At 58.9% G+C, this 21,383-nt stretch carries 20 protein-coding genes; 15 read left to right on the plus strand and 5 right to left on the minus strand.

What is annotated here, in order from left to right; all coding sequences use genetic code 11:
• The first annotated feature begins 3 nt into the window (after window positions 1–3).
• Window positions 4–612, plus strand: coding sequence for a 3-isopropylmalate dehydratase small subunit (gene leuD, locus BLO97_RS01975; RefSeq protein WP_092344636.1), 609 nt, complete (start codon window positions 4–6; stop codon window positions 610–612).
• A 26-nt stretch (window positions 613–638) separates the two neighbouring features.
• Here the strand turns inward: leuD and BLO97_RS01980 are convergent, their stop codons facing one another.
• A complete protein-coding gene (locus tag BLO97_RS01980) occupies window positions 639–1,565 on the minus strand; it encodes a LysR substrate-binding domain-containing protein (RefSeq protein WP_092344638.1) in 927 nt (308 codons plus the stop codon).
• 290 nt (window positions 1,566–1,855) lie between these two features.
• On the opposite strand from BLO97_RS01980, the gene BLO97_RS01985 reads away from it, so the two are divergent.
• The 3 genes from BLO97_RS01985 (at window position 1,856) to BLO97_RS01995 (ending at window position 5,029) form a co-directional block, all read left to right on the plus strand.
• The gene (locus BLO97_RS01985; RefSeq protein ID WP_092344640.1) at window positions 1,856–3,271 is read left to right on the plus strand and encodes an acyclic terpene utilization AtuA family protein; all 1,416 of its coding nucleotides are present in this window, start codon (window positions 1,856–1,858) and stop codon (window positions 3,269–3,271) included.
• Window positions 3,268–3,576 (plus strand): DUF4387 domain-containing protein, encoded by a 309-nt coding sequence (locus tag BLO97_RS01990; RefSeq protein ID WP_092344642.1) that lies wholly within the window; start codon window positions 3,268–3,270, stop codon window positions 3,574–3,576. Before BLO97_RS01985 ends, BLO97_RS01990 begins: the two co-directional genes overlap by 4 nt.
• 79 nt (window positions 3,577–3,655) lie before the next feature.
• On the plus strand, window positions 3,656–5,029 hold the full coding sequence (locus BLO97_RS01995; protein WP_175489822.1) for an MmgE/PrpD family protein: 1,374 nt from the start codon (window positions 3,656–3,658) through the stop codon (window positions 5,027–5,029).
• A 46-nt stretch (window positions 5,030–5,075) separates the two neighbouring features.
• Here BLO97_RS01995 and BLO97_RS02000 read toward each other — a convergent pair whose 3' ends face one another.
• Window positions 5,076–6,281 carry a citrate synthase gene (locus tag BLO97_RS02000; RefSeq protein ID WP_092344644.1) on the minus strand — a complete coding sequence of 402 codons (1,206 nt, stop codon included), beginning with the start codon at window positions 6,279–6,281 and terminating at the stop codon, window positions 5,076–5,078.
• Window positions 6,282–6,540: 259 nt separating this feature from the next.
• On the opposite strand from BLO97_RS02000, the gene BLO97_RS02005 reads away from it, so the two are divergent.
• The 7 genes from BLO97_RS02005 (at window position 6,541) to BLO97_RS02035 (ending at window position 14,306) form a co-directional block, all read left to right on the plus strand.
• Window positions 6,541–7,830, plus strand: coding sequence for a CitMHS family transporter (locus BLO97_RS02005; protein WP_170862010.1), 1,290 nt, complete (start codon window positions 6,541–6,543; stop codon window positions 7,828–7,830).
• Between the two features lie 84 nt (window positions 7,831–7,914).
• Window positions 7,915–9,312: an OprD family outer membrane porin gene (locus BLO97_RS02010; RefSeq protein WP_092344645.1), complete on the plus strand. Its 1,398-nt coding sequence runs from the start codon at window positions 7,915–7,917 to the stop codon at window positions 9,310–9,312.
• Between the two features lie 28 nt (window positions 9,313–9,340).
• Window positions 9,341–10,369, plus strand: coding sequence for a phosphoglycerate dehydrogenase (locus BLO97_RS02015; RefSeq protein ID WP_092344646.1), 1,029 nt, complete (start codon window positions 9,341–9,343; stop codon window positions 10,367–10,369).
• A complete protein-coding gene (locus BLO97_RS02020) occupies window positions 10,366–11,733 on the plus strand; it encodes an acyclic terpene utilization AtuA family protein (RefSeq protein WP_092344647.1) in 1,368 nt (455 codons plus the stop codon). Before BLO97_RS02015 ends, BLO97_RS02020 begins: the two co-directional genes overlap by 4 nt.
• Before the next feature lies 1 nt (window position 11,734).
• Window positions 11,735–12,061: a DUF4387 family protein gene (locus BLO97_RS02025; RefSeq protein ID WP_092344649.1), complete on the plus strand. Its 327-nt coding sequence runs from the start codon at window positions 11,735–11,737 to the stop codon at window positions 12,059–12,061.
• The gene (locus BLO97_RS02030) at window positions 12,058–13,041 is read left to right on the plus strand and encodes an alpha/beta hydrolase fold domain-containing protein (protein ID WP_092344651.1); all 984 of its coding nucleotides are present in this window, start codon (window positions 12,058–12,060) and stop codon (window positions 13,039–13,041) included. Before BLO97_RS02025 ends, BLO97_RS02030 begins: the two co-directional genes overlap by 4 nt.
• Window positions 13,038–14,306 carry a lipase family protein gene (locus BLO97_RS02035; RefSeq protein WP_092344653.1) on the plus strand — a complete coding sequence of 423 codons (1,269 nt, stop codon included), beginning with the start codon at window positions 13,038–13,040 and terminating at the stop codon, window positions 14,304–14,306. The genes BLO97_RS02030 and BLO97_RS02035 overlap by 4 nt, the downstream gene beginning before the upstream one ends.
• Window positions 14,307–14,592: 286 nt before the next feature.
• On the opposite strand, the gene BLO97_RS02040 is transcribed toward BLO97_RS02035, so the two are convergent.
• From BLO97_RS02040 to BLO97_RS02050, 3 genes are all read right to left on the minus strand, one after another.
• Complete coding sequence (locus BLO97_RS02040; RefSeq protein WP_092344655.1) at window positions 14,593–15,393, minus strand: autoinducer binding domain-containing protein; 801 nt, start codon at window positions 15,391–15,393, stop codon at window positions 14,593–14,595.
• Window positions 15,394–15,473: 80 nt separating this feature from the next.
• Window positions 15,474–16,058 carry an anthranilate synthase component II gene (locus tag BLO97_RS02045; RefSeq protein ID WP_063321726.1) on the minus strand — a complete coding sequence of 195 codons (585 nt, stop codon included), beginning with the start codon at window positions 16,056–16,058 and terminating at the stop codon, window positions 15,474–15,476.
• On the minus strand, window positions 16,055–17,524 hold the full coding sequence (locus BLO97_RS02050; RefSeq protein ID WP_092344657.1) for an anthranilate synthase component I family protein: 1,470 nt from the start codon (window positions 17,522–17,524) through the stop codon (window positions 16,055–16,057). The genes BLO97_RS02045 and BLO97_RS02050 overlap by 4 nt, the downstream gene beginning before the upstream one ends.
• Before the next feature lie 651 nt (window positions 17,525–18,175).
• Between BLO97_RS02050 and BLO97_RS02055 the strand changes: the two genes are divergently transcribed.
• Genes BLO97_RS02055 through BLO97_RS02070 form a run of 4 tightly spaced genes read left to right on the plus strand, consistent with a single transcriptional unit; the run spans window position 18,176 to window position 21,382 of the window.
• Window positions 18,176–19,528, plus strand: a complete 1,353-nt coding sequence (locus BLO97_RS02055) for a phenylacetate--CoA ligase family protein (protein ID WP_092344659.1) — start codon at window positions 18,176–18,178, stop codon at window positions 19,526–19,528.
• An 8-nt stretch (window positions 19,529–19,536) separates the two neighbouring features.
• Window positions 19,537–20,082, plus strand: a complete 546-nt coding sequence (locus BLO97_RS02060; RefSeq protein ID WP_003200646.1) for a GNAT family N-acetyltransferase — start codon at window positions 19,537–19,539, stop codon at window positions 20,080–20,082.
• Between the two features lies 1 nt (window position 20,083).
• Complete coding sequence (locus tag BLO97_RS02065) at window positions 20,084–20,767, plus strand: iron-containing redox enzyme family protein (protein WP_092344661.1); 684 nt, start codon at window positions 20,084–20,086, stop codon at window positions 20,765–20,767.
• Window positions 20,768–20,770: 3 nt separating this feature from the next.
• On the plus strand, window positions 20,771–21,382 hold the full coding sequence (locus BLO97_RS02070) for a flavodoxin family protein (RefSeq protein ID WP_003200650.1): 612 nt from the start codon (window positions 20,771–20,773) through the stop codon (window positions 21,380–21,382).
• Window position 21,383 lies beyond the last annotated feature (1 nt).

A 21,383-nucleotide genomic window follows, 5' to 3' on the forward strand; every position in this document is an offset into this window, starting at 1 on the left:
GCCATGCAACCTTTTGAGATCGTGACCGGGAAAGCCGCACCTTTGCTCGCGTCCAACATCGATACCGACGTCATCATGCCCAAGCAGTTCTTGAAGGGGATCGACCGAAGCGGTTTGGATAAAGGGGTGTTCTTCGACCTGCGTTTCCTTGAATCCGGTGAGACAAATCCAGACTTCATCCTCAATCAACCGGCCTGGAGCGGGGCCAGTTTCCTGGTGACCGGGCCCAACTTTGGCTGTGGTTCCAGTCGCGAGCATGCGGTATGGGGGCTCAAGCAGCTGGGGATTCGTGCACTGATCGGGACCAGCTTTGCCGGCATCTTCTATGACAATTGTCAGCGTAACGGCGTGCTTGCGATACAGCTTTGCGAAGCGCAGCTACAGAGATTGGTTCGCGTCGTGAACACTGGGGCTACCGCGACGATCAGCGTCGATCTGCCGAACCAGAAGATTTGGCTAAGCGAGGGGTCGGTCATCGAGTTCACAATCGATGCGTTGCGCAAGCAATCGTTGTTGTCGGGGTTGGACACTATCGGCGCTACCTTGCAGCGGGCGGCGCAGATTCGTGATTTCGAAGCGCGTCACTACGCAGAAAATCCGTGGCTGAACTGAGCCCCCCTGGCGCGCTCGCCAAACGCTCAAACGAGGGCGAGCGCCTTGAAATGTTCCTCGAAGAACTCGATACAAGCCCTCAGCTTGGCAGACTGGCTGGCACGTGTCGGGTAGATGGCCCAGACATCGGCACTCTGGGCGTAGCCAGGAAGCACGTGGACCAGTTGTCCGCTTTCAAGCAAGGGCTTCACGTCCCATAAGGAACGCAGGATGATGCCTGCGCCACTCAAGGCCCAGCGCAACACAATCTCGCCATTGTTCGATGACAACGGGCCGTTGACGCGAATGGACTCTTCAACGCTGTTCTTCGTCAGGTTCCAGATGCCAAAGGCGTTGTTCCGTTCCTTGAGCACCAGGCAATCATGCCGGGCCAGATCATCCAGGGATGTCGGCAAGCCGCGCTTCTCCAGGTACCCAGGGGTTGCACAGAGCACCCTACGGTTACTCACGAGTTTTTTTCCCAGAAGTTGTTGAGGGAGGTCGTAGCCCACCCTGATTTCGAGATCGAAGCCTTCATTGACGATATCGATCATGCGATCAAACACGTCCAGGCGAATCTCCAATCGAGGGTACAGTTGCGAAAGCGCGGCGACCGCGGGCGCGACATGGTTACGGCCAAAGCCGAAAGAGCTGCAGATCTGCAGGCTCCCCTGCAATTGCTGGCGGGAGTCGGTCAACTCGCTGATGAAGTCATCCATATCGCCCAGGAGTCGAGTGGCGAAAACGCGGACACGTTCGCCGTCATCGGTCAATGCGACACGCCGGGTTGTCCGGTGCAATAGCTTGGCGCCCAACGTTGCCTCAAGGACGGAGATGCGCTTGCTGACATACGCCGGCGAAAATCCCAGCGCCTCGGCAGCATTGCCAAAGCCGTTTTTCCGGATGACGGTGAGGAACACACGCAGGTCCTCCGGCAGCAAGGATTGTTCTCGATGTGCAGGCTTGCGTCTCATGGCTCGGATTATTCCAATGATGTTATCGGCGTCAGTTTGCAATGGATGCGCTAAAAGTCCATGCATTGCAATGCAAGCGCCCATCGATCACGCCCCTGATATCTGCTTTTAACACGCCTGTCTGAAAATAAAAAATAGCTCAGAAGCCCTGGTGCGATATTAATCGGGTTATTCCTGTAATGCCCGGCTCGTCGTTTGTTTGTTAATGATATATGGATAAATTCTGTCCACTTGTAAGCGCAGTTGCAGTCATTATTATTGGTGTACTGAGTGGTCTAGAAGAGGTTGTTATGGCGCAGTTATTTGACGGTTGCGTAAAAGTGATCGTGCCCTGTGGTTCTTTGGGGGCGGGTGTTCGAGAAGAAGAAATTGCTTATGGACTGGCAGCAGGGGCGCAAGTAATCGCCACGGACGCAGGTTCAACGGACAGTGGTGCGGCGTATCTTGCACTTGGCAAGTCCAAGAACAACCGAGGCGCGGTAAAGCGTGACCTGACGATATTGATGAAAGCGCAGGCGCGATCCGGTGTGCCGATAATTGTTGGCACAGCAGGGCAGGCGGGTGGCGATCTCAATCTGGAGTGGACGCGCGATATTGCCCTGGAAATCGCCAAGGAGTTGGGCGTGTCGCCGAAGATTGCGCTCATCTATTGCGAGCAAGACAAGGACACCATCAAGAAGCTGAATGCAGAAGGTCGTATCAAGCCGCTCCCGCCTCATGGCGAGTTGGAAGACGCGACGGTGGAGAGTTGCGAGCACATTGTCGCGGCACTGGGGGTGGAACCTTTTATCGCTGCCCTGGACGGCGGTGCCGATATCATATTGGCCGGCCGCGCGACCGATACCGCCGTCATCGCCTGCTATCCCATCTGGAAAGGCGCGCCGTGGGGGCCGTCCTGGCATGCCGGCAAGACGGGCGAATGCGGCGTGCAGTGTGCCGTCAACCCTACGCTTGGATCGGGCATTTTGCTGAGTGTTGATGCGAACGGCTTCGAAGTCGAGCCTTTGAGCCAGGACAACCAGTGCACGCCCCATAGCGTCTCGGCCCATATGCTGTATGAAAACAGCGACCCGTTCCGGTTGGTGGAGCCTGGCGGCATCTTGAATGTTGCCCAGGCGCGTTATGCCGATTTAAATGGACGTGCTGTTCGGGTAGAAGGCTCGCGCTGGGAGACGATGCCCTACACGATGAAGTTGGAGGGGGCCGCCGCCGGTTTATATCAAACAATCATGTTGGTGGGCATTCAGGACCCGGATGTGCTCAATGATGTCGATGGGTTTCACGATCGTTTGCTGGAAGCGCTTTACACCAGAACACGCCAGTCCATTCCAGCCGAAGAATTGGGCGAGTTTCATATTTCCCTGCGGATGTATGGGTGGAATGGTGTCACCGGCGTAAAGCCGCCTGTCGGAACATCGCCATCCACTGAAATAGGCATGTTGTTTGTGGCCACTGCCGCCACTCAGGACATGGCCAATACAATTGCCCATGCTTGTAATCCCTACTTCTTTCATTATCCCAGTGTCATGGGCAAGGAATTACCTTCGTACGGATTCGCCTTTACACCTGCGGATATACCCCGAGGCCAAATTTATGAGTTCAAGTTGAATCATGTGGTGCAACTTGAGAACCCCATGGAGTTGGTACGTCTTAAATGGATTGATTTGTCGGATACGTCGATGGCGATGAAGGAGCTTGCACAATGATTAAGTTGCGTGATGTTTGTCGGCATGTCCGATCGAAACAAGCGGGGCCGTTCTGGATTACGTTTGATATTTTTTTCAACGGACGCGAGAGCTTCGAGCGCTATTGCGATTGTGCCGCTCTGTCTCCGGCGCAATTCGCCAGGCTCTACGGCACCGATCCCGAACGGGTCAAGCGCATTGCGGTGCCGGACCTGGAGACGGTCAAGATTTCTTATCCCCGTGCAACGCCACAAGGCGGCATGGTCGAGCGTGACATGCATGCCGGCCAGCAATACGTCCGCTTGCTTGACGTGGTCATCGACTGAGACGACGGGCGCCAAGTCGCGCCTTGATTTGTTCGCCTCATGGACGAGGACTGACCCACCTATTCAATCCGAGGTAGTTATGACGGACTCGACCGTTGCGGTGCGGCTTGCACGCTATGCCCACGCATTCAGAAAACAGCACCTGCCCGAAGCGATCATCCACCTTGTACGCCAGCGCTTTATCGACAGCCTGGCGTGCGTGCTGGGCGCCTATGGGGCTGATCCGGTAAAGGCAGCGGTGTGTTACGCTGCCGCCAACACCGCGAAATCATCCAGCGTATTTGGTACACACCTGCAAACGACGCCTGAAATTGCCGCCTTCACCAATGGCCTGATGGTTCGTTTCCTGGACTATAACGACGGATATATGGGCCTGGAGCCGGGCCATCCGAGTGACAACATTCCAGCCTGTCTCGCCGTGGCGCAAGCCGAAAATGCAACTGGGGCTGAACTGATTTCGGCCATCGTCCTGGCCTATGAAATCCAGATGCGCTTGCAGGATGCGGCATGCTTGAACAAGCGTGGCTGGGATCACGTCAATTACGTCAACGTCGCGATGGCTGCAGCGGCTTCCAACCTGATGAAGCTGGACATTGCGCAGACGGAGCAGGCGATCAACATTGCCGTGAGTGGTCACTTGGCCATGCGCCAGGTGCGCAGTGGAACGTTGTCCGACTGGAAGGGCTGCTCTGCGGCCAACGCCGCGCGCAACGCCATTTTCGCCGCTCAGTTGGCGCGCCATGGCATGACGGGGCCGTCGCCGGTATTTGAAGGTGACATGGGGTTCTTCAAGCTGGTTTCCGGGCCGTTCGATCTGGATACGGAGCGTTTTGGTACGCCCGACAATGGTGATTACGCCATACAGCGCTCCCTAACCAAGACATTCCCCACCAATGGTGAGCTGCATAGCGCTGTCTGGGCCGCGCTTGATATTCGCAAACGCATCGATGGTGTAGAAGACATTGCCGCCATTACGATCGAAACGTCTGAATTCAACCGTCGGGTATTGGCGGATACGCCCGAGAAATGGTTGCCGAAAACCAGGGAGACGGCAGACCACAGTCTGCCTTATAACGTGGCTCGGGCCTTGCTCGATGGCGACATCACGGTGGGCTCCTATTGCCCTGAGAAGATTGCCGATCCTGCGGCGATTGCCTTGATGGAAAAGGTCAACGTAGTCGAGGACCCGGCGCTGACCGCACTGTTCCCACGGCATCTTGCCAATCGTGTCAGCGTGACTCTGATGTCCGGCGAGCAAGTCGTGAGTGAGATGATCACCGGGCCCGGGTCAGTCGAAACGCCGATGACCGATGACGATTTTGAACGTAAATTCCGACGCATGGCCATGCCGCATATCGACGCATCGGCACAGGCCAAAGTGCTTGGGTTCGTTGCTGGCCTTGAGAAGCAAACCGAGTTCCAGTCGCTGTTTGCGGCGATGGCTATCCCATAGCAGGTCTGTCGCTCCAATGCGTTTTCGCCAAAGGAGTGAGCGGGGCTTAGCGGCGGCCGGTCGTGGTTGCCGCAGGCAGGGTCCCTACGTAACGGGCGCGAGGGCGGGCTTCATGGTGCTGGTTGTATTGCTCGCTGGCATGGGCTATCCAGCCAATCAGGCGACCGACGCCCGCCAATGAAATTTCCTGTCCATGCAGCCCAAACTTCTGACCGATGAAACTCACCAGCAGGATGAATTCCGGCGGATACGCAACGAGTTCCGAGGCCACCGCAAAAGCTTTCTGCAGTTTTGCAAATTCGGCATCGCCATCGAACGCGGCGGTCAACGCCGCCATGAGATTAGTGGCTCGTGGATCGTTGATGGAATGGACATTGGGACCGAACCCGACAATGTGTCCGTCCTGGCTGTAGCGCTGCAGAATAGGTCGCGCAGGGTCCGCGGCCGTACAGATTTCCTCGATCATCCTGCTGGCGGCTTCATTTCTTCCATAGGCAATTTTGTGACCCCGCGCCGCGGCAAGTCCGGCGATGACCGCGTAATAGGGGGTAGCGCCAGTCGTGGCGGCGACGCGCACGCTGTGGGTGGTGTGATCCAGCTCATGGTCGATACTGAGGATCAACAGGCGGCGGATCAGGTCCGCATGCTCAGGCCGGACGCCGCAGGCCTGGGTGATGAACTCGTGCAAGGGTTGCGCACTCGGTTCGGTCGCTCCCACCACCAAGGCGGCAAACCACCTCACGACATCGGCGCCGGTGCGCGCGTAGCTGGTCGTGGAAAGGTCGAAGGCCTTGGGATTTTCTCTTTGCACCAAGGGGAAAAGCGCGATGGCTTTTTCCTGGGCGGACATGTGCTCGTAGATCTTCAGCAGCTTGACGCTGTCCTTCGGAGCACGAGGCAGTGACGGGCCGAATGCCGCAGGCACTTGCCAGATCAATTCGGCGACTTCTTCGACCGTTGCGCGGTCAGCAAGCTCGACGACGTCATGGCCCCGATAAAACAGGCCATCATCGGTGATCAGCGTAATCGCGCTGTCCGACGGTGACGAGCGCTTGGGCGCGTGTTTCTCACCTGTCGGTCTCTTGACCAATCGCTGGATGTCTTCGGCCCAATAGCGGCGTTTGGGCGTACCCGGGATCTTGAGGGAACGGATATTTTTGCGGCTGACGTAGGCGTACAGCGTCGGCAGGCTGATTCCGAGTAGGGCTGCCGCCTCTTCTGCCGAAAGGTAGAGGTCTTCTTGTTCTGGCATGACAATTCCGGTCAAGTTGATTTGAATGTGTACATGTTTATTAGATATACCGAAATTTCGTCAACCTCTACAAGGATTAAATTTTCATCCAGTTATGCTTTGAGTTGTTCGTTCAGGCCGACGCAGTCGAGGGGGAATATTGACAAAAAAAATCAAGATTTACAGGCTTTCACCCCCTATGTAGATTTTGATTGCGCAAAAGTTGTTCACATTGATTTTCGATGGCATCGATAAAAATAAAAACGAAAAGGTGAAACGCATGGCTTGGTTAGGTTTCGCAATGGTCGTCACGTTTATGGCACTGATCATAAGCAAACGACTTTCTGCTGTGACGGCACTCATCCTCATTCCGGTTGCTTTCGGGCTGGCCAATGGGGCGGGACCGGAACTGGGTGGGATGGTGATGGACGGCGTCAAGCAAGTAGCGCCCACCGCACTGATGTTGATGTTTGCAATCCTGTATTTCGCGATCATGTTTGACGCCGGGCTCTTTGAGCCTGCGGTACGGCGGATTCTGCGGTTTGTCGGCAATGATCCTCTTCGAGTCGTGCTGGGCACCGCACTGTTGGCCACTGTTATCTCATTCGACGGAGATGGTGCGACGACGGTCTTGATCGTCACGACAGCGTTCCTGCCGCTCTATCTGCGCCTCGGGATGAACCCGCTCATTCTGGCGTTGATGCTCCTGCTGACCAATACCGTGGTGAACCTGATCCCCTGGGGAGGGCCGGTCGCTCGCGCTGCCAGTGCCCTTCACCTTGATGTGGCGGATATGTTCCTGGGCCTGGTACCGGCCATGTTCGCGGGGCTTGCCTATGCGTTCGTCGTGGCGTTCTGGATCGGCCGCAAGGAACGGCGCCGCTTGGACTGGACGCCCGGTACCCGGGACGTTGCACCGGAGGAGGTCGCCTTGCCGACCGTACAATCCGAAACGCAGCGGCCGAAGCTTTTTTGGGTCAACCTGGCGCTCACCGCTGGGCTTATGTACGCCATGGCGACAGGGCTGGCACCTTTGCCGATGCTGATGATGGTGGGTTTTTCCCTCGCCCTGCTGATCAACTATCCGCGCTTGTCGGAACAGAAGGCGCGGGTCGCGGCTCACTCTGAAAGTGTGCTGATGGTCATCGCTCTGATATTTGCGTCAGGTGCGTTCACAGGGATTTTGTCAGGCACCGGAATGATCGATGGCATGTCAGGGAAAATTGTCCAGCTGATTCCCGACGGTGGCGGACAATACTTCAGCATCATTACCGCACTGGTGGCCTTGCCGCTGAACTTCCTGTTGTCCAATGACGCGTTCTTCTTCGGCATCTTGCCGGTGCTGGGTGCGGCGGGTGCCGAGTACGGTATTGATCCCATGCACATCGCCCGCGCGGCGGTACTGGGCCAGCCAGTCCATGCACTCAGCCCATTGGTTGCCGCGGTTTATCTCATTAGCGGGATCATCAAGCGCGATATGGGTGATATGCAACGATACTGCCTGCTCTGGGCCATAGGTAGCAGCCTTGTCCTGATTGTAACGGCTGTTATTACACGGGCAATTATCTGATCAATTAGTTTACTGCACCGAAGTTACACGGGCGCCAAGTCGCGTCTGCTCACGTCAAAATAAAAATAATAGATGAGGTGGTCGATGAAATCGATTAACGCCGTCGCGGTGACGTTGCTGTCGACATTGTTTGTATCTGATCTTTGTCTTTCGGCAACCATCAGCAATCCGGACAGGTTTCAGCATGAAGGCAAGTTGAATGCTTATCTTCGATCGATGTATATCAATACGCGGATATCCAACGATTTGATCGAAGATCGTTTCGGTGGTTTTCCGGACGGCTCCGAGTTGGGCGGGACAGGGGTGGGGGCGATCCTGGACTATAACTCCAGTTATTGGGCCGGTGTCGCAGGGTTCGATGCCTCGTTGTATGGCGTGGCGATGATCGACTCCAAAGACAATGGTCGGGACCTGTTTGACGACACCGACGGTAGCAACGGCGGCTTCGCAAAAGTCGGTCAGAGTTACTTCAAGTTGCGTTACGAGGGCGACGGCTGGAACGCCGACTCGCAAATAGGCCGGGGCCGGTTCGATGCGGGGACATTGGTCACCCTCGACACTCGGATCGTTCCGGGATCCTATCAAGGAGGCCGGGCTCACCTGAATTTTACCGAGATGGGCATCGGCCCGCTTCCCGGTACGCTGGGGTTTGAAACCGCTTACATCAACCGCACATCGCCTCGGGACCGGGAAGACTTCGAACACCTGCAGAGCCAGTCTGGCGAGGAAATAAAGGACCTGTACACCTATGGCGTCAAATACGATTTGAAGGCCATCGAGCTGGGTTACGACCATGGTGTATCGCGGGACTTCAATGAGAACACCCGTTATGGACTGACGCTGAAAGCACCTCTCGGCGATAAAGCCGGCATTGTATTGGACGCTCAATATTATGAGTTTGAAAAGGCCGGGCGAATCTGGACGCGCGATTGGCAGGCCGGCCAAGCCGCTTATGACGATGACGCGAAGTGGCTGAACATCAATGTGGGTTTGTTGTTCGATAAACTTCGCTTGGGCGTTTCATTTTCCGAGACAAAAGCCGAGTTGACCAACGGGCAATTGGGATACGCCTATTTCGATCATGGCGATAACGTCGATGGCAAGATGGATGCCTGGACCCGTTCTGGAAACGATTTTAATAACGACGGCGAGCGAACCTGGCAACTAGGGGCCGAGTATGACTTGAGCGGGCATTCGTTATTAGGGGCTTCGCTGGACGGTTTTAAAGTCATGACCATTTACAAACAAGGCGAGTTTGACGCTACCGACCCTTTCAGTGGCCGACGCACTGACGTGCGCGAACGGCAAAACGAATACCGTCTCTATTATCGTTTCGACGAAAAGGAGTATTCCGGCCTTTCCGTGGGTTTGATTTATATCGATTACCGAATCGACCAGGACTTTGTCGCCCTGGTGTCCGCTCAACCCGACAACGTCGTGACTGGCTCGGAAGCGCGGGTGTACCTGGATTACGCATTTTGATTGCCGGATATATATCGAGAGGCCAGTGATGTTTAAATCCCGCCACACCATAGTGGTTACGCAGCGGTTCTTCGATCCAGAAACCGTACACTTCCTAGAGAACCATGGCTGCGACGTTGTCATTGCGCAACTGGCCCAGGGGCAAGCGGATGGAGACCTGAGCGAACGCCAGTTGATCGATCTCCTGGCAGACGCCGACGGTTGGATCGTTGGGCACGCGAATGTCACATCGAGCCTGTTAAGCGCGCTCCCGCGTCTGCAAGTCATTGCCCGTCGTGGCGTGGGTTACGAGCGGGTCGATACTGCAGCAGTGGCTGCAGCGGGGAAGGTGGCGACCATCGCTATCGGCGGCAACGATGCAAGCGTCGCTGACCACACCGTTGCGTTGATGCTCGCCGTGTGCCGCCAGCTCAAACGCTGCCAGTTGGGGTTGTCGGCCAATGACTGGTCGATTCCCTTGGGAGGCGATCTGTACCGCAAGACCGTTGGCGTGGTCGGCTTGGGCCGGATTGGCCGGGGCGTGCTGCAGCGCTTGTCCGGGTTCGAAGTGAAGCCGCTGATCTACACCCCTCATCCAGACAGCGCACAGGTTGACGGCCTCCCTCGAAGTTGCTTTGTCGATCTGGAAACGCTGCTCGAGGAAAGCGATTTCATCACCCTTCATGCACCGCTCAACCCCCACACTCACGGGCTGATCGATAGCCGTGCGTTGAAGCGGATGAAACCCTCCGCGGTGCTGATCAATACCGCGAGGGGTGGGCTGGTGCGTGATGCGGATCTGCTGTGGGCCCTGCGGGAAAATCAGTTGGCCGGGGCAGGGCTCGACGTATTCGAAAGCGAGTCGGATCCAGTGCTTTCGGTCGTGACCGAACAACTCATCCAACTCCCCAACGTGATCGTGACGCCCCATGTCGGCGCCTCCACGGTCGAGGGGCTCAATCGTACCAATCTGATTGCCGCTCTATGTGCGGTGGCCGTTCTGGAGGGGCGTAGCCCGCCTGGCCATTGCGTCATCGCTGACGGACGTCGCTCTACAGGCTTGAAGGAGAATCCATGAATACCCCGATTAAGGTGCTGACGCCAACGGGCGCCATTGGCACCGGTTTCCCACGGGCGGCGTTTGAACAGGCGCTGCTGGAACGACCGGACGTGATTGCGATGGACGCGGGGTCTACCGACTCCGGTCCTCATTACCTGGGCACCGGCACGACCAAGGCTTCGGCCTCGATACTGCGGGCCGAGTTGCGCGTGTTCATGCAGGCGCGGGCGCAATTGGGCATCCCGCTGATCATCGGCAGTTGCGGCACCTGTGGCTCCGACGCAGGCGTCGACTTGATGCGCAGCCTGTGCGAGGAAATCGCCGTCGAACTCGGTCAGGCCGTGCGCATCGCAAGCCTTTACAGCGAACAACCGGCAAGCGTCGTGAAACAAGCGTTGGCGCAGGGGCGCATCAGGCCTTTGCAACTGGATCACATCGACGAGGCCCTGGTCGAACGCTGCTCGCGAATTGTCGCGCTGATGGGTGTGGAGCCTTTCATTCATGCGCTTGAAGAGGGCGCTGATATCATCCTGGCGGGTCGTTCCACCGACACGGCGGTGATGGCTTCGCTGCCGATCTTGCGCGGGGCCCATCAGGGCGCCGCGTGGCATGCCGGAAAGATCCTGGAGTGCGGCGCGTCCTGCACGACGACGCCCGCCAGCGCGGTGGTAATGGCCGCGATTGACGACACGGGATTCACCATCAAGGCCATCGGCGAGGACGCCCGGCTTACCCCACGTTCGGTCATGGCCCACATGCTGTATGAAAACAGCAACCCCTACGTACTCGTCGAGCCCGGTGGCGTACTGCACGTGGAGGGGGCGGTCTACACCGCGTTGGACGAACAGACCGTGCGGGTCGAAGGTTCGGTCTGGACGCCAAGCGAAGACTACACCGTCAAGTTGGAGGGGGCGGCGCCGTGCGGCTTTCAATCGGTGGTCATGAGTATTGTCCGTGATCCGGAGTACGTGGAGCGCTTCGATGAGTGGCTTGCCTATCTGGATTCGGTCATGCGTCAGCGAATCGAAAAACACCTGGGCATCGGTGCCGATGACTATGACTTGCAGTTCCGCGCCATCGGCAAGAATTCAGCCTTGGGAGCGCTTGAATCACGGGTGGGTACCCCCGTGGAAATCGGCGTCATGGCAATCGCGACGTCGGCGACCGCCGAGCGCACCCAGGACATGGTCGCGTTGCTCAATCCTTACCTGCTGCACTTTCCGTTGCCCGGCGACAAAGACCTGCCCACCCACGCGTTTCCTTTCTCGCCGGCCTCGATGGACCGGGGCGTGGTGCATGAGTTCGTGCTCAGTCATGTGATGGTCGTGGCGGATCCGTTGGCACCTTTCCGGTTTGTTATCAAGACAGTCGAGGGCGCGTGAGATGAACACTCTGCAAACATTGGGTTATGAGATCCGCTCCAAGAACGCCGGGCCGTTTTCCCTGACCATCGATGTGTTCTGCAAGGACTCGGACACCTTCGCGCAACTGGCAGCGGAGCCAAAGTTGCAAGCACCAGCGATTGCCGAGCTGTTCCGCAGGCCTGCGCAGTCGATCAGCGTTTTCCCCATCGAGGCGCTGAGCGTGATCAAGATCAGCCTGCCGCGTCCTGTGGTACAGGGCGCCTTGCAGGACCGCGACATGCATGGGGCTCAATGGGCATTCATCCTGCTCGACGCGCTAGGAACCGGTGAGGACGATCGGCCATGAGTCGCATTGAATGCCTGTCGGCGGATTCACCTCCGCCGGTTCACCCTGATCTGGTGGCCGTGGCTACGATGCTGCGCGAACAGGGGCTGCTGCCGATTGTTCATGGGGATGTGCAAAGTGTCCGGGCGCAACTGGAACGGATCAATGCCTGGGCGGCACACCGCAGCGTGCCGCTGTCCTATGAGCGCACCTTGGGGTTTGCCGTCGATGGCCGAACGGTGCCCTGCAAGCTCTATTGGCCGGAGGGCGATGAGACGCCTTGCTTGATGTTCTATTGCCATGGCGGTGGATTTCGCCACGGTTCGCTCGCCGGCTGGGACGCGCCGCTGCGCCAGCTGGTGCGCGACAGTGGCCTGGCGGTGCTGTCCATCGACTATGCGCTGTCGCCGGAACATCATTTTCCGGTGGCGTTCAACGAGGTGGTGTCGATTGTCAGCCGGGTCATCAAGCTGGGCGCGATCACCGATTGCCCTGTACGCGGTTATGCCCTGGGCGGGGATTCGGCAGGTGCCAACCTGGCCTTGGGGGCTGCGATTGCCTTACGCGATGCGGGATTTGATGTGCTGCAGCAGTTGTTGCTGTTCTACGGCAGCTACTCGCGCGACATGAGCTCTGATTCGTGGCAAAGGCTGGGTGGGTACGGGGGGCAGAATCTGTCGGTCGAGACCATGGGCGCCTACTGGGCGAATTACCTGCTCAATGACGAGGATGACTGGCGGGTGCAGCCGATCGTCGCTGACTTGGCCGGCCTGCCACCCGTGCGATTGGTGGTTGGCGAACTGGACCCGTTACTGGATGAAAACCGTGAACTGGCGAGCCGACTGGAAAGCGCGGGTGTGGCGACGAGCCTGCAAGTGCTCGCGAACATGACCCACGGATTTATCCGATTCAATGAGGTGGCCCCTGTCGTGGGCAATATCATTGCTGCGCAGGGCAGCGCTTTGCGCAAGGCACTTTTCGCTCAGGTGAACTGCCCATGAACCTGTTTCGAATCGCGGGCTTTGCACGAATTTGCATCGGCTCATTCGTCGTTATGGCGGCCAATGCCCTGGCGACTGGCACGCTTCCCGTTGGCCCAGACGCGGGAGACGGAACGCTGTCGGCGTTTTACCGCTGGCCTGAGGCAATGCCCGCGTTGCCCGGTGCCTTGCTGCGAAGCGAGACGCTGGCGGTGCAACCGCAACTGCCCGCGGCCGCGCAGGCTTTGCGCCTGCTCTACAGCTCAACCGACGAGCGCTGGCACTCCGGGCTCGTTCCGGTCAGCGGGGCGTTGTACCTGCCAAGGGGAAGTCCACCGGCGCAAGGCTGGCCGCTGTTGGCCTGGGCCCACGGTACGCTGGGGATTGCCGATGCCTGCGCGCCGTCCTGGACTGGATGGCGCGACCGTGATGCGGCGTACATCAATCGTTGGCTGGCGCACGGCTTCGCGGTTGTCGCCACCGATTATCAAGGTTTGGGAGGGCCAGGGCCGCATCCCTATACGTTCTGGCAGGCCGAGGGACGCTCTGTTCTGGACTCGATTCGCGCTGCCCGTTCGATCAGGCCGGGTCTGATTGCCCCTTACACGATCCTGGCCGGGCAATCCCAGGGGGGAGGGGCGGCGTTGGGCGCGGCGATCCTTGCCGGTCGCTACGCACCGGAGCTTTCTATCCGGGGCGCAGTACTTACGGCCCCGAACAGCACATTTCCCCATGGCCCCATTGCGCTGCCGCCTCGGCATTCCAATACGGTGTTCCTGGCATTGGCGTCCGGTGGCTTGCGCGAGGAGGGGCCACGGATAGAGGAGATCCTGACGGCCAAAGGTCTTGAACTGCTGAGTGTCGCCCGGCAGGGCTGTACCCGTGACATTGCGCTCAAATCCAAAGCGTTGCAGGTAGGTTCGCTTGCCGAGCTTGTGACCATTGCCCCCGAGGCGTTGGATGCTGCGCGCATCCCAACGACCGACATGCCACAGGCGTCGATTGCCTTCCCGTTATTCATTGCCACCGGCCAGGCCGATCAAACGATCACGCCCGTGCGGCAGTATGCGGTCGCGGCGGCGTTGTGTGCCGCTGGTAATCAAGTCACCTGGCGGACTTATGAAGGCCTGGGCCATGACGGGGTGCTGCTTGGTTCATTGGACGATGCATTTGCCTTCGTCGGGGCCCAGCTCGAGGGGCCGGGCCATGGCGCGAATTGCTCGGCTTTGCAACGGCCCGGTCCGCCGGGTGAAAGGGATGCAGAAGCGCCATTTAACGACGATTGAGTGCATCCCAATGGGAGCGAGCTCGCTCGCAATGGCCGCGGGTCAGGCGATGAGGCGTCGGCTGGGATGGCCTCATCGCGAGAAAGCTCCCACATTGATCCGGGCATGGCCCGACCTGACATAAGAGGGGATGGATACCCGAGGCGAATGCTGCAGGCATCGGGTATGAACTGGCTGCCCGGCCGCACACGGGCCTGCGCTGCCGGTCGGATGATTGCCATCGCTGACTCGAAGATGCCATCAGGTTATCCCTGAGGATGGACTGTCGTAGCGCGCTCTTTTGTGCTCATTCCTGGCACCGGTAAGTCGGCGAGATAACGGTCGGCATGACCAACCCACAAGCCACCGCAGCACTGACGGCCTGTTGGCGGCTTACCGAGCCCAGCTTGCGTCGCGCATTGAGCAGGTGGAAGTCGATGGTGCGTTCGGAGCAGGTCAGGATGTGGCTGATTTCCCAGGTGGTCTTGCCTTCGCTGGCCCAGTACAGGCAGTCCATTTCCTTGGGCGTCAGGTCCTGGCGCGGTTGGGCAGGCCGTTGCAATTGATGTCGTATCCCGGCGAGCAGGTAGGGGATGAGCATGAACAGTTGGTAGACGGCAGGGTTGGAAAACCCTTTCTGTTCGGTGATCTGTGTGTCGTCGAAGGCCACGCTCAAGGTTCCCCTGAGCATTTCGTAGCGCAGTGGGATGCTCACGCCGCTGCGCAGGCCGTGTAGCTCGCGTTGCTCCCAGAAATGCCGGGAGCGTCCCCGGGCGCGCCGTCGTTCGCTGTCCCAGAAAAGCGGCACCAGCTCGCGTCGACAGTGCCTGAGTATCGGGTCGATCTCGATCAACCCATCACAGCGGTAGTGTTCCAGCCAGCGTTTGGGAAAGGTGGTGATGAGGCCAGCGAGAGGGTCGGTATCCCTCGGCGTTGCCGGCCCGAGGCTGATGAGGTAGCTGCCGAAGCCGAGTTGGCGCAGCACTTTGTTCAGCAGGCGCTCCCAATCGCAACGGTTGGCATCCTTGGCGAGGCTCGTGAAGGCGGCCAGCGTAGCGGCACGCTCGGCCTGGGTCCGGCCGCAGGCGGGGGAGTGGTGTTTGTCCATAAACGGATCGCTCTCGTTGTAGCAGGAATGACGCAGTCGCAGTATGGGGAAGGAAGGGGCGCATGCCCCTTCCGGATGGATCACTTGTGCACGTGACACCGGATGAAGCTGCGGAACAGGTCCAGGCCGTTTTCGGTGAGGATGCTTTCAGGGTGGAACTGCACGCCTTCCACCGGCAGGTGGCGATGGCGCACGCCCATGACATAGCCGTCGTCCGTGGATCTGGATGTGATCTCCAGGCAGTCGGGTAATGGCTGCTCGCTGATCATCAACGAGTGGTAGCGGGTCGCCCGAATCGCCTGTGCCTGGGTGTGGTCATAGACGCCCTTGCCGTCGTTTTCGATCGTGCTCACCTTGCCGTGCATCACGTGTGGGGCCCGGCAAACCTGGGCACCGAAGGCCAGGCCGATGGCCTGGTGACCCAGGCACACACCCAGCAGCGGCAGGCGTCCCTGAAAGTGCCTGATCACTTCGATGTAGCCCACATCGGCCGGATGCCCAGGCCCAGGGCCCAGCACGCAGAAATCCGGTGAGAACGCTTCAATGCGCTGGATGAGGTCCGGTACGTCGTGACGCTCGACGTGGGTTTCCAGCCCCAGTTGTTCCAGGTATTGGCTGATGATGAAGACGAAGCTGTCATAGGCATCGATCAAGAATACTTTCACAGTGCGATCTCCTGCCCGGTCACTGCTCGATAGACGGACCCCATCTTGTACAGCGTCTCTTTCCACTCAAGCTCTGGCACCGAATCGGCCACCACTCCGGCGGATGCACGCAAGTGGTACGTACCCTCATCGAAGACCGTCGAGCGAATGCACAATGCGGTGTTGACGCTGCCATCGAAACCGACCAGGCCCAGGGCCCCGGCATAAATGCCCCGGCGGTTGCTTTCCATCCCTTCGATCAGCTCCATCGCCCTGACCTTGGGCGCGCCGGACATGGTGCCCGCGGGGAACGAGGCCTTGATCACGTCGAAGGCATCCAGGCCCGGGCGCAGCAAGCCGCGAACGTTCGACACCATGTGGTAGAGGTGCGAGTACTCTTCCACCAGCATGAACTCATCGACCTCCAGCGAGCCGGCCTGGCACACGCGACCGATATCGTTGCGACACAGGTCGATGAGCATCAGGTGTTCTGCGCGCTCCTTCTCGGAGCGGGTCAGCTCCAGGACCAACTGAGTCGGATCGACGCCAGGCTTCTTGCCCACGGTGCCGGCGATCGGGCGCATCTCGATCAAGTCGTCCTTGATCCTGACGAACAGCTCGGGGCTGGCGCCGATCAAGTCGATGCCGCCTACGTGGGCCAGGTACATGTAGGGGGAAGGGTTGCGCAGGCGCAGGTTCTGGTACACATCGAACGGCGAAACCTGCGAGCGGATGCGAATCTCATGACCGAGCTGGATCTGGTAGACGTCGCCGGCGCGGATGTGCTCCATCGCCACTTCGACTCGCTCGACGAATTGCTCCGGGGTCACCGTGCGCTCTTCCTCGAAGCCCTCGGGGTACGGTAGCGGGGCCAGCGCCTCGGATGCCGGGGTTGAGCTCAGGAAGGGGTAGTCCTCCAACGTGCGGGGCGACCAGAGATCGTGGTTATTGATCAGGGTTTCGACGATGCCATTGCTGTGGAAATAAACCAGGGTCTGATAGACCGACAGGGCAATGAGCGGGTAATCGTAGGTCTGTTTGGCCAGATCGGGAAGTCGCTCGATCAGGCGAACGCAGTCGTAGGAGAAATAGCCGAAGAAGGCCAGGCTGGAAGGGGCATTGGACGCCGGTTGGAACGTTGCCTGGATCGCCCGGAGCAGGTTCCACGCAGCCTCGCTGTCGGGTAGATGGATCTTGTGTTCCGGATCGACCTGCATGCCCGCTTGCCGCAGGCTGGCGGACAAATGTTCACACAGGGCGGCGCAGCCTCGCAGTTGGGCCTGGCCCTCATCGATACACACTTCGAAAAGCGGTTCGAGCCCGACGATCGTCGCCCGGCGATCACGGCTTGGGCCGGACAGTGATTCAAGAATGAAAACAGACTCGCGACCGAGTTGTTCCAGTGCATTTGCATATATGCCAAGTGCATCCGTAGGTCGACGTTCTTCACGGCGAAGAACATTCACGCCAATTAAATTTTTATTCACGGTTAATACCATATTCAAGGTGTAACGATTCAGGCGCTCGATTAAGAGAGCGCCACGGGAATATAAAGCGCGCAGGCACTTTAAATACGTGTTGACGGATATTCTGAATAGACGGGACGGACGCTGTTCATGTCGCGCGCACTAAAAAGCTTGCAATGGATTGCAGCCAATTGTTGCGCAGGGCACAAGACGCGAGCGCCTTCGATTTCAGAGGGGAAAGATCAGGACGTTGCTGGCAGGCAGCAGACAGGCTCCGGTCTTCGCTAGATTAGCGACGCCAGATATTGCTTTTGAAGATGGCCAGAATGGCCCGGGAACAGCTGTCGGGATAGCTGTGGGAGGAACTGATAGCAGAAAGGTGATAGTACATTTTTAGACATCCCAGTCTTGGCTAAGCACTGCGGGAATAATTGGCAGTGCGGCGAAATTACCAGCGTGCCCTGGGGCCTGTCAACTGCTGAGGGCATATTAATCTTTCATTCATTTCTGAATGTCGACAGAGCTATCCCTGCGCGTATGTAACCGCGCGTGCTTTTAACAAGAAACTCGTGCGCGCACAACTGCGAGATAGCTCAGCTGGGTATTTATAAGTTCTGTTACTAACGTAGCGGCCGTTGAGTTCCAGTAACCCATCAAACCTGAGCGGCTGAAATGAAAGAGCATTTAGAGACATTCAAGAAACGGTACGATCCGATTCATCATGCCTATTGGACCGACGTCCTCAGCGACACCGAGCTGGCGGCCTGGCACCAGGCACAGTTGCGGGAAGTGGTCGGCCACGTGAAGCGGTCCTCGCCGTTCTATTCCAGGCACCTTGCCCAGGTCGACGAGCGTTCGCTGACCTTGGATGACCTCGCCACCTTGCCATTCACAACCAAGGATGATCTGCGCGAAGCAGGCTTCGACATCTTGTCCGGCCCGCTGGAAGACAGCATCTTCTATTACGAGACCACGGGGACCACCGGGCCCGCCACGCCATGCCCGCGGGACCGCAAGGAGAGCTACGCGAGCAATCGCCAACTGGCCATGGCCTACCAGGCCGTGATCGAAAAGCATTTCCCGGGCGAAAAGACCGTGGTCGGCATCATGGGACCTACCGAGGTCCATTCCTTCGGTGACACCCTGGGCGATGTCTGCACCCAGCTCGACCTGTGCAATGCCAAGATCTGGCCGCACTCACCGGTGATCGGTTGGCCCAAGGCGCTGCAACTGCTCAAGGACCTGCGGATCGGCGTGCTCGCATCGGCGCCGGGGCTCTTGCTGGCCATGGCCAAGGAAGCCGAGCGCCAAGGCTTGAACCCACGCGAGGACTTCGCCCTGCGCGCGTTCATGATGAGCGGCGAGCTGTGCACCCCTGCGTTGAAGAACAACCTCTACAGCCTGTGGGGGGCGCAGGCCTACAACAGCCTGTATGGCTCCCAGGAAGCGATGATCATCGCGGCCTGCAACGCCAACGACCAGTTGGTGCCGCATCGCCTCAACTACATCATCGAGGTGCTCAATCCCAAGTCCGGGGAAAGCCTGGGCTGCACCGGCGACGGTGAGTTGTGCGTGACCATGCTGATTCCTGGCAGCAAGCCGTTGATTCGCTACCGCACGGGTGATCTGGTTTCGATCCAGTCGCGCCCCGGCTATCCGCAATCGATGCGCCAGACCGTCAAGGTCGTCGGTCGGGTGAAGGATGCCGTGCAACTGAACGATCGCGCCTTCTCGGCCGCGCAGATCGAGCAGGCGCTGCTTGAAGGCGTCGAACAATGCCTTGGTTACCAGATCATCCTCAGTCGCGCCAATGATCGCGACACCGTCATCGCCAAGTTGGAAATGTCGCGCTTCTTCGAAGGCGATCGTGGACGTCTGGTGCTGCTGATCAAGGAGCGCCTGCGCGAACGGCTGGGGGTCGATGCCACGGTCATGGTGGTGGGCGATCTGGCCGAGCATGTGAACCTTGGCAGTTGGTTCAGCTGGAAAGAAGCGCGCATCGTCGATCAGCGTCAAGGCCAGTGAGGTCAGCGATGAGCCTGTCTGTTCGCGTGATTGACAACGCCAATGAACTGTTCGAGTCCGTCAGGCAACTCAGGAGTCGCTACCTGGGGACCAACCCGGCACGGGAGGACGACTTCGAGCGAAGGGAGCAGGTGCGCGACGCCTTGTCCTATCACCTGGTCTACCTGGACAAGGACGAAGTGGTCGGGACGTTGCGCGTCACGCCGCTGGGTCATGGCCTGAGCTTTGTCGAGCGAGCGGTCGACGTGCAGGCCTATTTCGAACAATCGACGGATGCCTTCGATGCCAATCGCCTGGTGCTGGACGAGCGGTACCGCGGCGGTCGGCACCTGCGCATGTTTCTCCTGCAAGCGGCCATTTGGCTGAAAGCCAACACTCACCTGCGATTCATCTCGGCACTGTGCCGCGGCCAATTGGCTGCGCTCTATGTCGGCCTGGGCGGGCGCGTGCTGGTGGATGACGTTACCTGGACCGGGGAACAGGTCGAGCGGCGCTACAGCCTCGTCTACCTGGAACTCGAAAGTGTTTACCTCAATGTTAAAGGAGCCAATTGAAATGCAAGCATTCTTCAAGGAACTCGACGCTATCGTCGACGCGGGCTGGGCCCAGATCAAGCAGGGCGCCTACTGGAAATTCAGCCTGGAGAACCCAACGCCGCCAGCCCTCTACCAACAGCTCATGCTGCAGGTCTACCACTACACCCGCTACAACTCGGTGAACCAGGCCGCCTGCGCCTTCAGTGCCGATCCAGAGGAAACGACGCTGTTGCGCTTCGTCTACAAGCACGCCTTGGAAGAGCTGGGCCACGAGCGCATGGTGCTGCGTGACCTGGAGTCGGTCGGGCTGTTGCCGCAAGCCATGCCGGCGCCCCTGGCGCCGACCCAGGCACTGATCGCCTTTCTCAACGATGTGGCCATCCGCAAGGGGCCGATCGCTCGCCTGGGCTACAGCTACTGGGCCGAGGACGTCTACGAGCACATCCAACCGATCCTGGAACGGTTCCGTGCCGACCTGGGCTTGAAGGATGAGCAGATGACTTTCTTCGTCGCCCACTCGACCATCGACGAGAAGCACGCCGAGGAAGTGCGTATGGCGATGCAGCGTGCGGTGAAGACCGAAGCAGATCGTCGTCAGATCAAGGAAGTGGCACGCGTCACGCTCTGGCTGACCGGGCAGTTGATGGAAGAGGCTTTGCGCGCCTACCTGGCTGGCGAAGAAGGGTTGCGGGAGGCGTCCTGAATCATGAATCTGACCATCATTGTCGGGTCAAGCCGACCTTGTGGTGTCAGTGCACGGGTGGTGGCGCTGGTGCGCCGCCACCTGGGCGAGGAGGTCGCGGTCGATGACATCTGGCTCAAGGATTACCGGATCGACTACTGCGACGCCGACAACGCCTGTTCCGACCAGGACTGCCAAGTGCAGGACGACGTCGGGCAGTTGGTGGCGCGGCTGGACCGCGCCGATGCGGTGCTCTATCTCCCCGTCATGCATGCCTATGGCACCAACAGTCGCTTCCAGGCGTTTCTGGAGCGAGTCGGCTATGGCTTCCTGCGGCCTCGGGAGCGTCCGCTGCGCGACAAACTCGCGGCAATTGCGGTCGTCGGCCGACGCTATGGTCACACGGCGGTTTTCTCCCAGGTCGCGCTGAACGTGCTGCTCAACAAAATGATTCTGGTCGGCTCGGGATTTCCGCCGTGCTTCCAGACCCAACTGGCCCACGATCCTGAAGCGGAGCAGGCCCTGCGCGAGACATTGGACCGGCTCTGCGAGCATCACTGTCGACTTAACCCCCCAGCCCTTGCGACAGGCAAGCCGGAAAGAATCCTGCGGCCCATTCAATTTCAGAAGGGATAAC

Source organism: Pseudomonas sp. NFACC05-1, from assembly GCF_900100135.1.
GTDB classification, from domain to species: Bacteria; Pseudomonadota; Gammaproteobacteria; order Pseudomonadales; family Pseudomonadaceae; genus Aquipseudomonas; species Aquipseudomonas fluorescens_Q.

Bases quoted from the DNA above. Each gene is read 5' to 3' on its own strand.
- leuD (WP_092344636.1), top strand. From the start codon at position 4: ATGCAACCTTTTGAGATCGTGACCGGGAAAGCCGCACCTTTGCTCGCG.
- BLO97_RS01980 (WP_092344638.1), bottom strand. From the start codon at position 1,565: ATGAGACGCAAGCCTGCACATCGAGAACAATCCTTGCTGCCGGAGGAC.
- BLO97_RS01985 (WP_092344640.1), top strand. From the start codon at position 1,856: ATGGCGCAGTTATTTGACGGTTGCGTAAAAGTGATCGTGCCCTGTGGT.
- BLO97_RS01990 (WP_092344642.1), top strand. From the start codon at position 3,268: ATGATTAAGTTGCGTGATGTTTGTCGGCATGTCCGATCGAAACAAGCG.
- BLO97_RS01995 (WP_175489822.1), top strand. From the start codon at position 3,656: ATGACGGACTCGACCGTTGCGGTGCGGCTTGCACGCTATGCCCACGCA.
- BLO97_RS02000 (WP_092344644.1), bottom strand. From the start codon at position 6,281: ATGCCAGAACAAGAAGACCTCTACCTTTCGGCAGAAGAGGCGGCAGCC.
- BLO97_RS02005 (WP_170862010.1), top strand. From the start codon at position 6,541: ATGGCTTGGTTAGGTTTCGCAATGGTCGTCACGTTTATGGCACTGATC.
- BLO97_RS02010 (WP_092344645.1), top strand. From the start codon at position 7,915: ATGAAATCGATTAACGCCGTCGCGGTGACGTTGCTGTCGACATTGTTT.
- BLO97_RS02015 (WP_092344646.1), top strand. From the start codon at position 9,341: ATGTTTAAATCCCGCCACACCATAGTGGTTACGCAGCGGTTCTTCGAT.
- BLO97_RS02020 (WP_092344647.1), top strand. From the start codon at position 10,366: ATGAATACCCCGATTAAGGTGCTGACGCCAACGGGCGCCATTGGCACC.
- BLO97_RS02025 (WP_092344649.1), top strand. From the start codon at position 11,735: ATGAACACTCTGCAAACATTGGGTTATGAGATCCGCTCCAAGAACGCC.
- BLO97_RS02030 (WP_092344651.1), top strand. From the start codon at position 12,058: ATGAGTCGCATTGAATGCCTGTCGGCGGATTCACCTCCGCCGGTTCAC.
- BLO97_RS02035 (WP_092344653.1), top strand. From the start codon at position 13,038: ATGAACCTGTTTCGAATCGCGGGCTTTGCACGAATTTGCATCGGCTCA.
- BLO97_RS02040 (WP_092344655.1), bottom strand. From the start codon at position 15,393: ATGGACAAACACCACTCCCCCGCCTGCGGCCGGACCCAGGCCGAGCGT.
- BLO97_RS02055 (WP_092344659.1), top strand. From the start codon at position 18,176: ATGAAAGAGCATTTAGAGACATTCAAGAAACGGTACGATCCGATTCAT.
- BLO97_RS02060 (WP_003200646.1), top strand. From the start codon at position 19,537: ATGAGCCTGTCTGTTCGCGTGATTGACAACGCCAATGAACTGTTCGAG.
- BLO97_RS02065 (WP_092344661.1), top strand. From the start codon at position 20,084: ATGCAAGCATTCTTCAAGGAACTCGACGCTATCGTCGACGCGGGCTGG.
- BLO97_RS02070 (WP_003200650.1), top strand. From the start codon at position 20,771: ATGAATCTGACCATCATTGTCGGGTCAAGCCGACCTTGTGGTGTCAGT.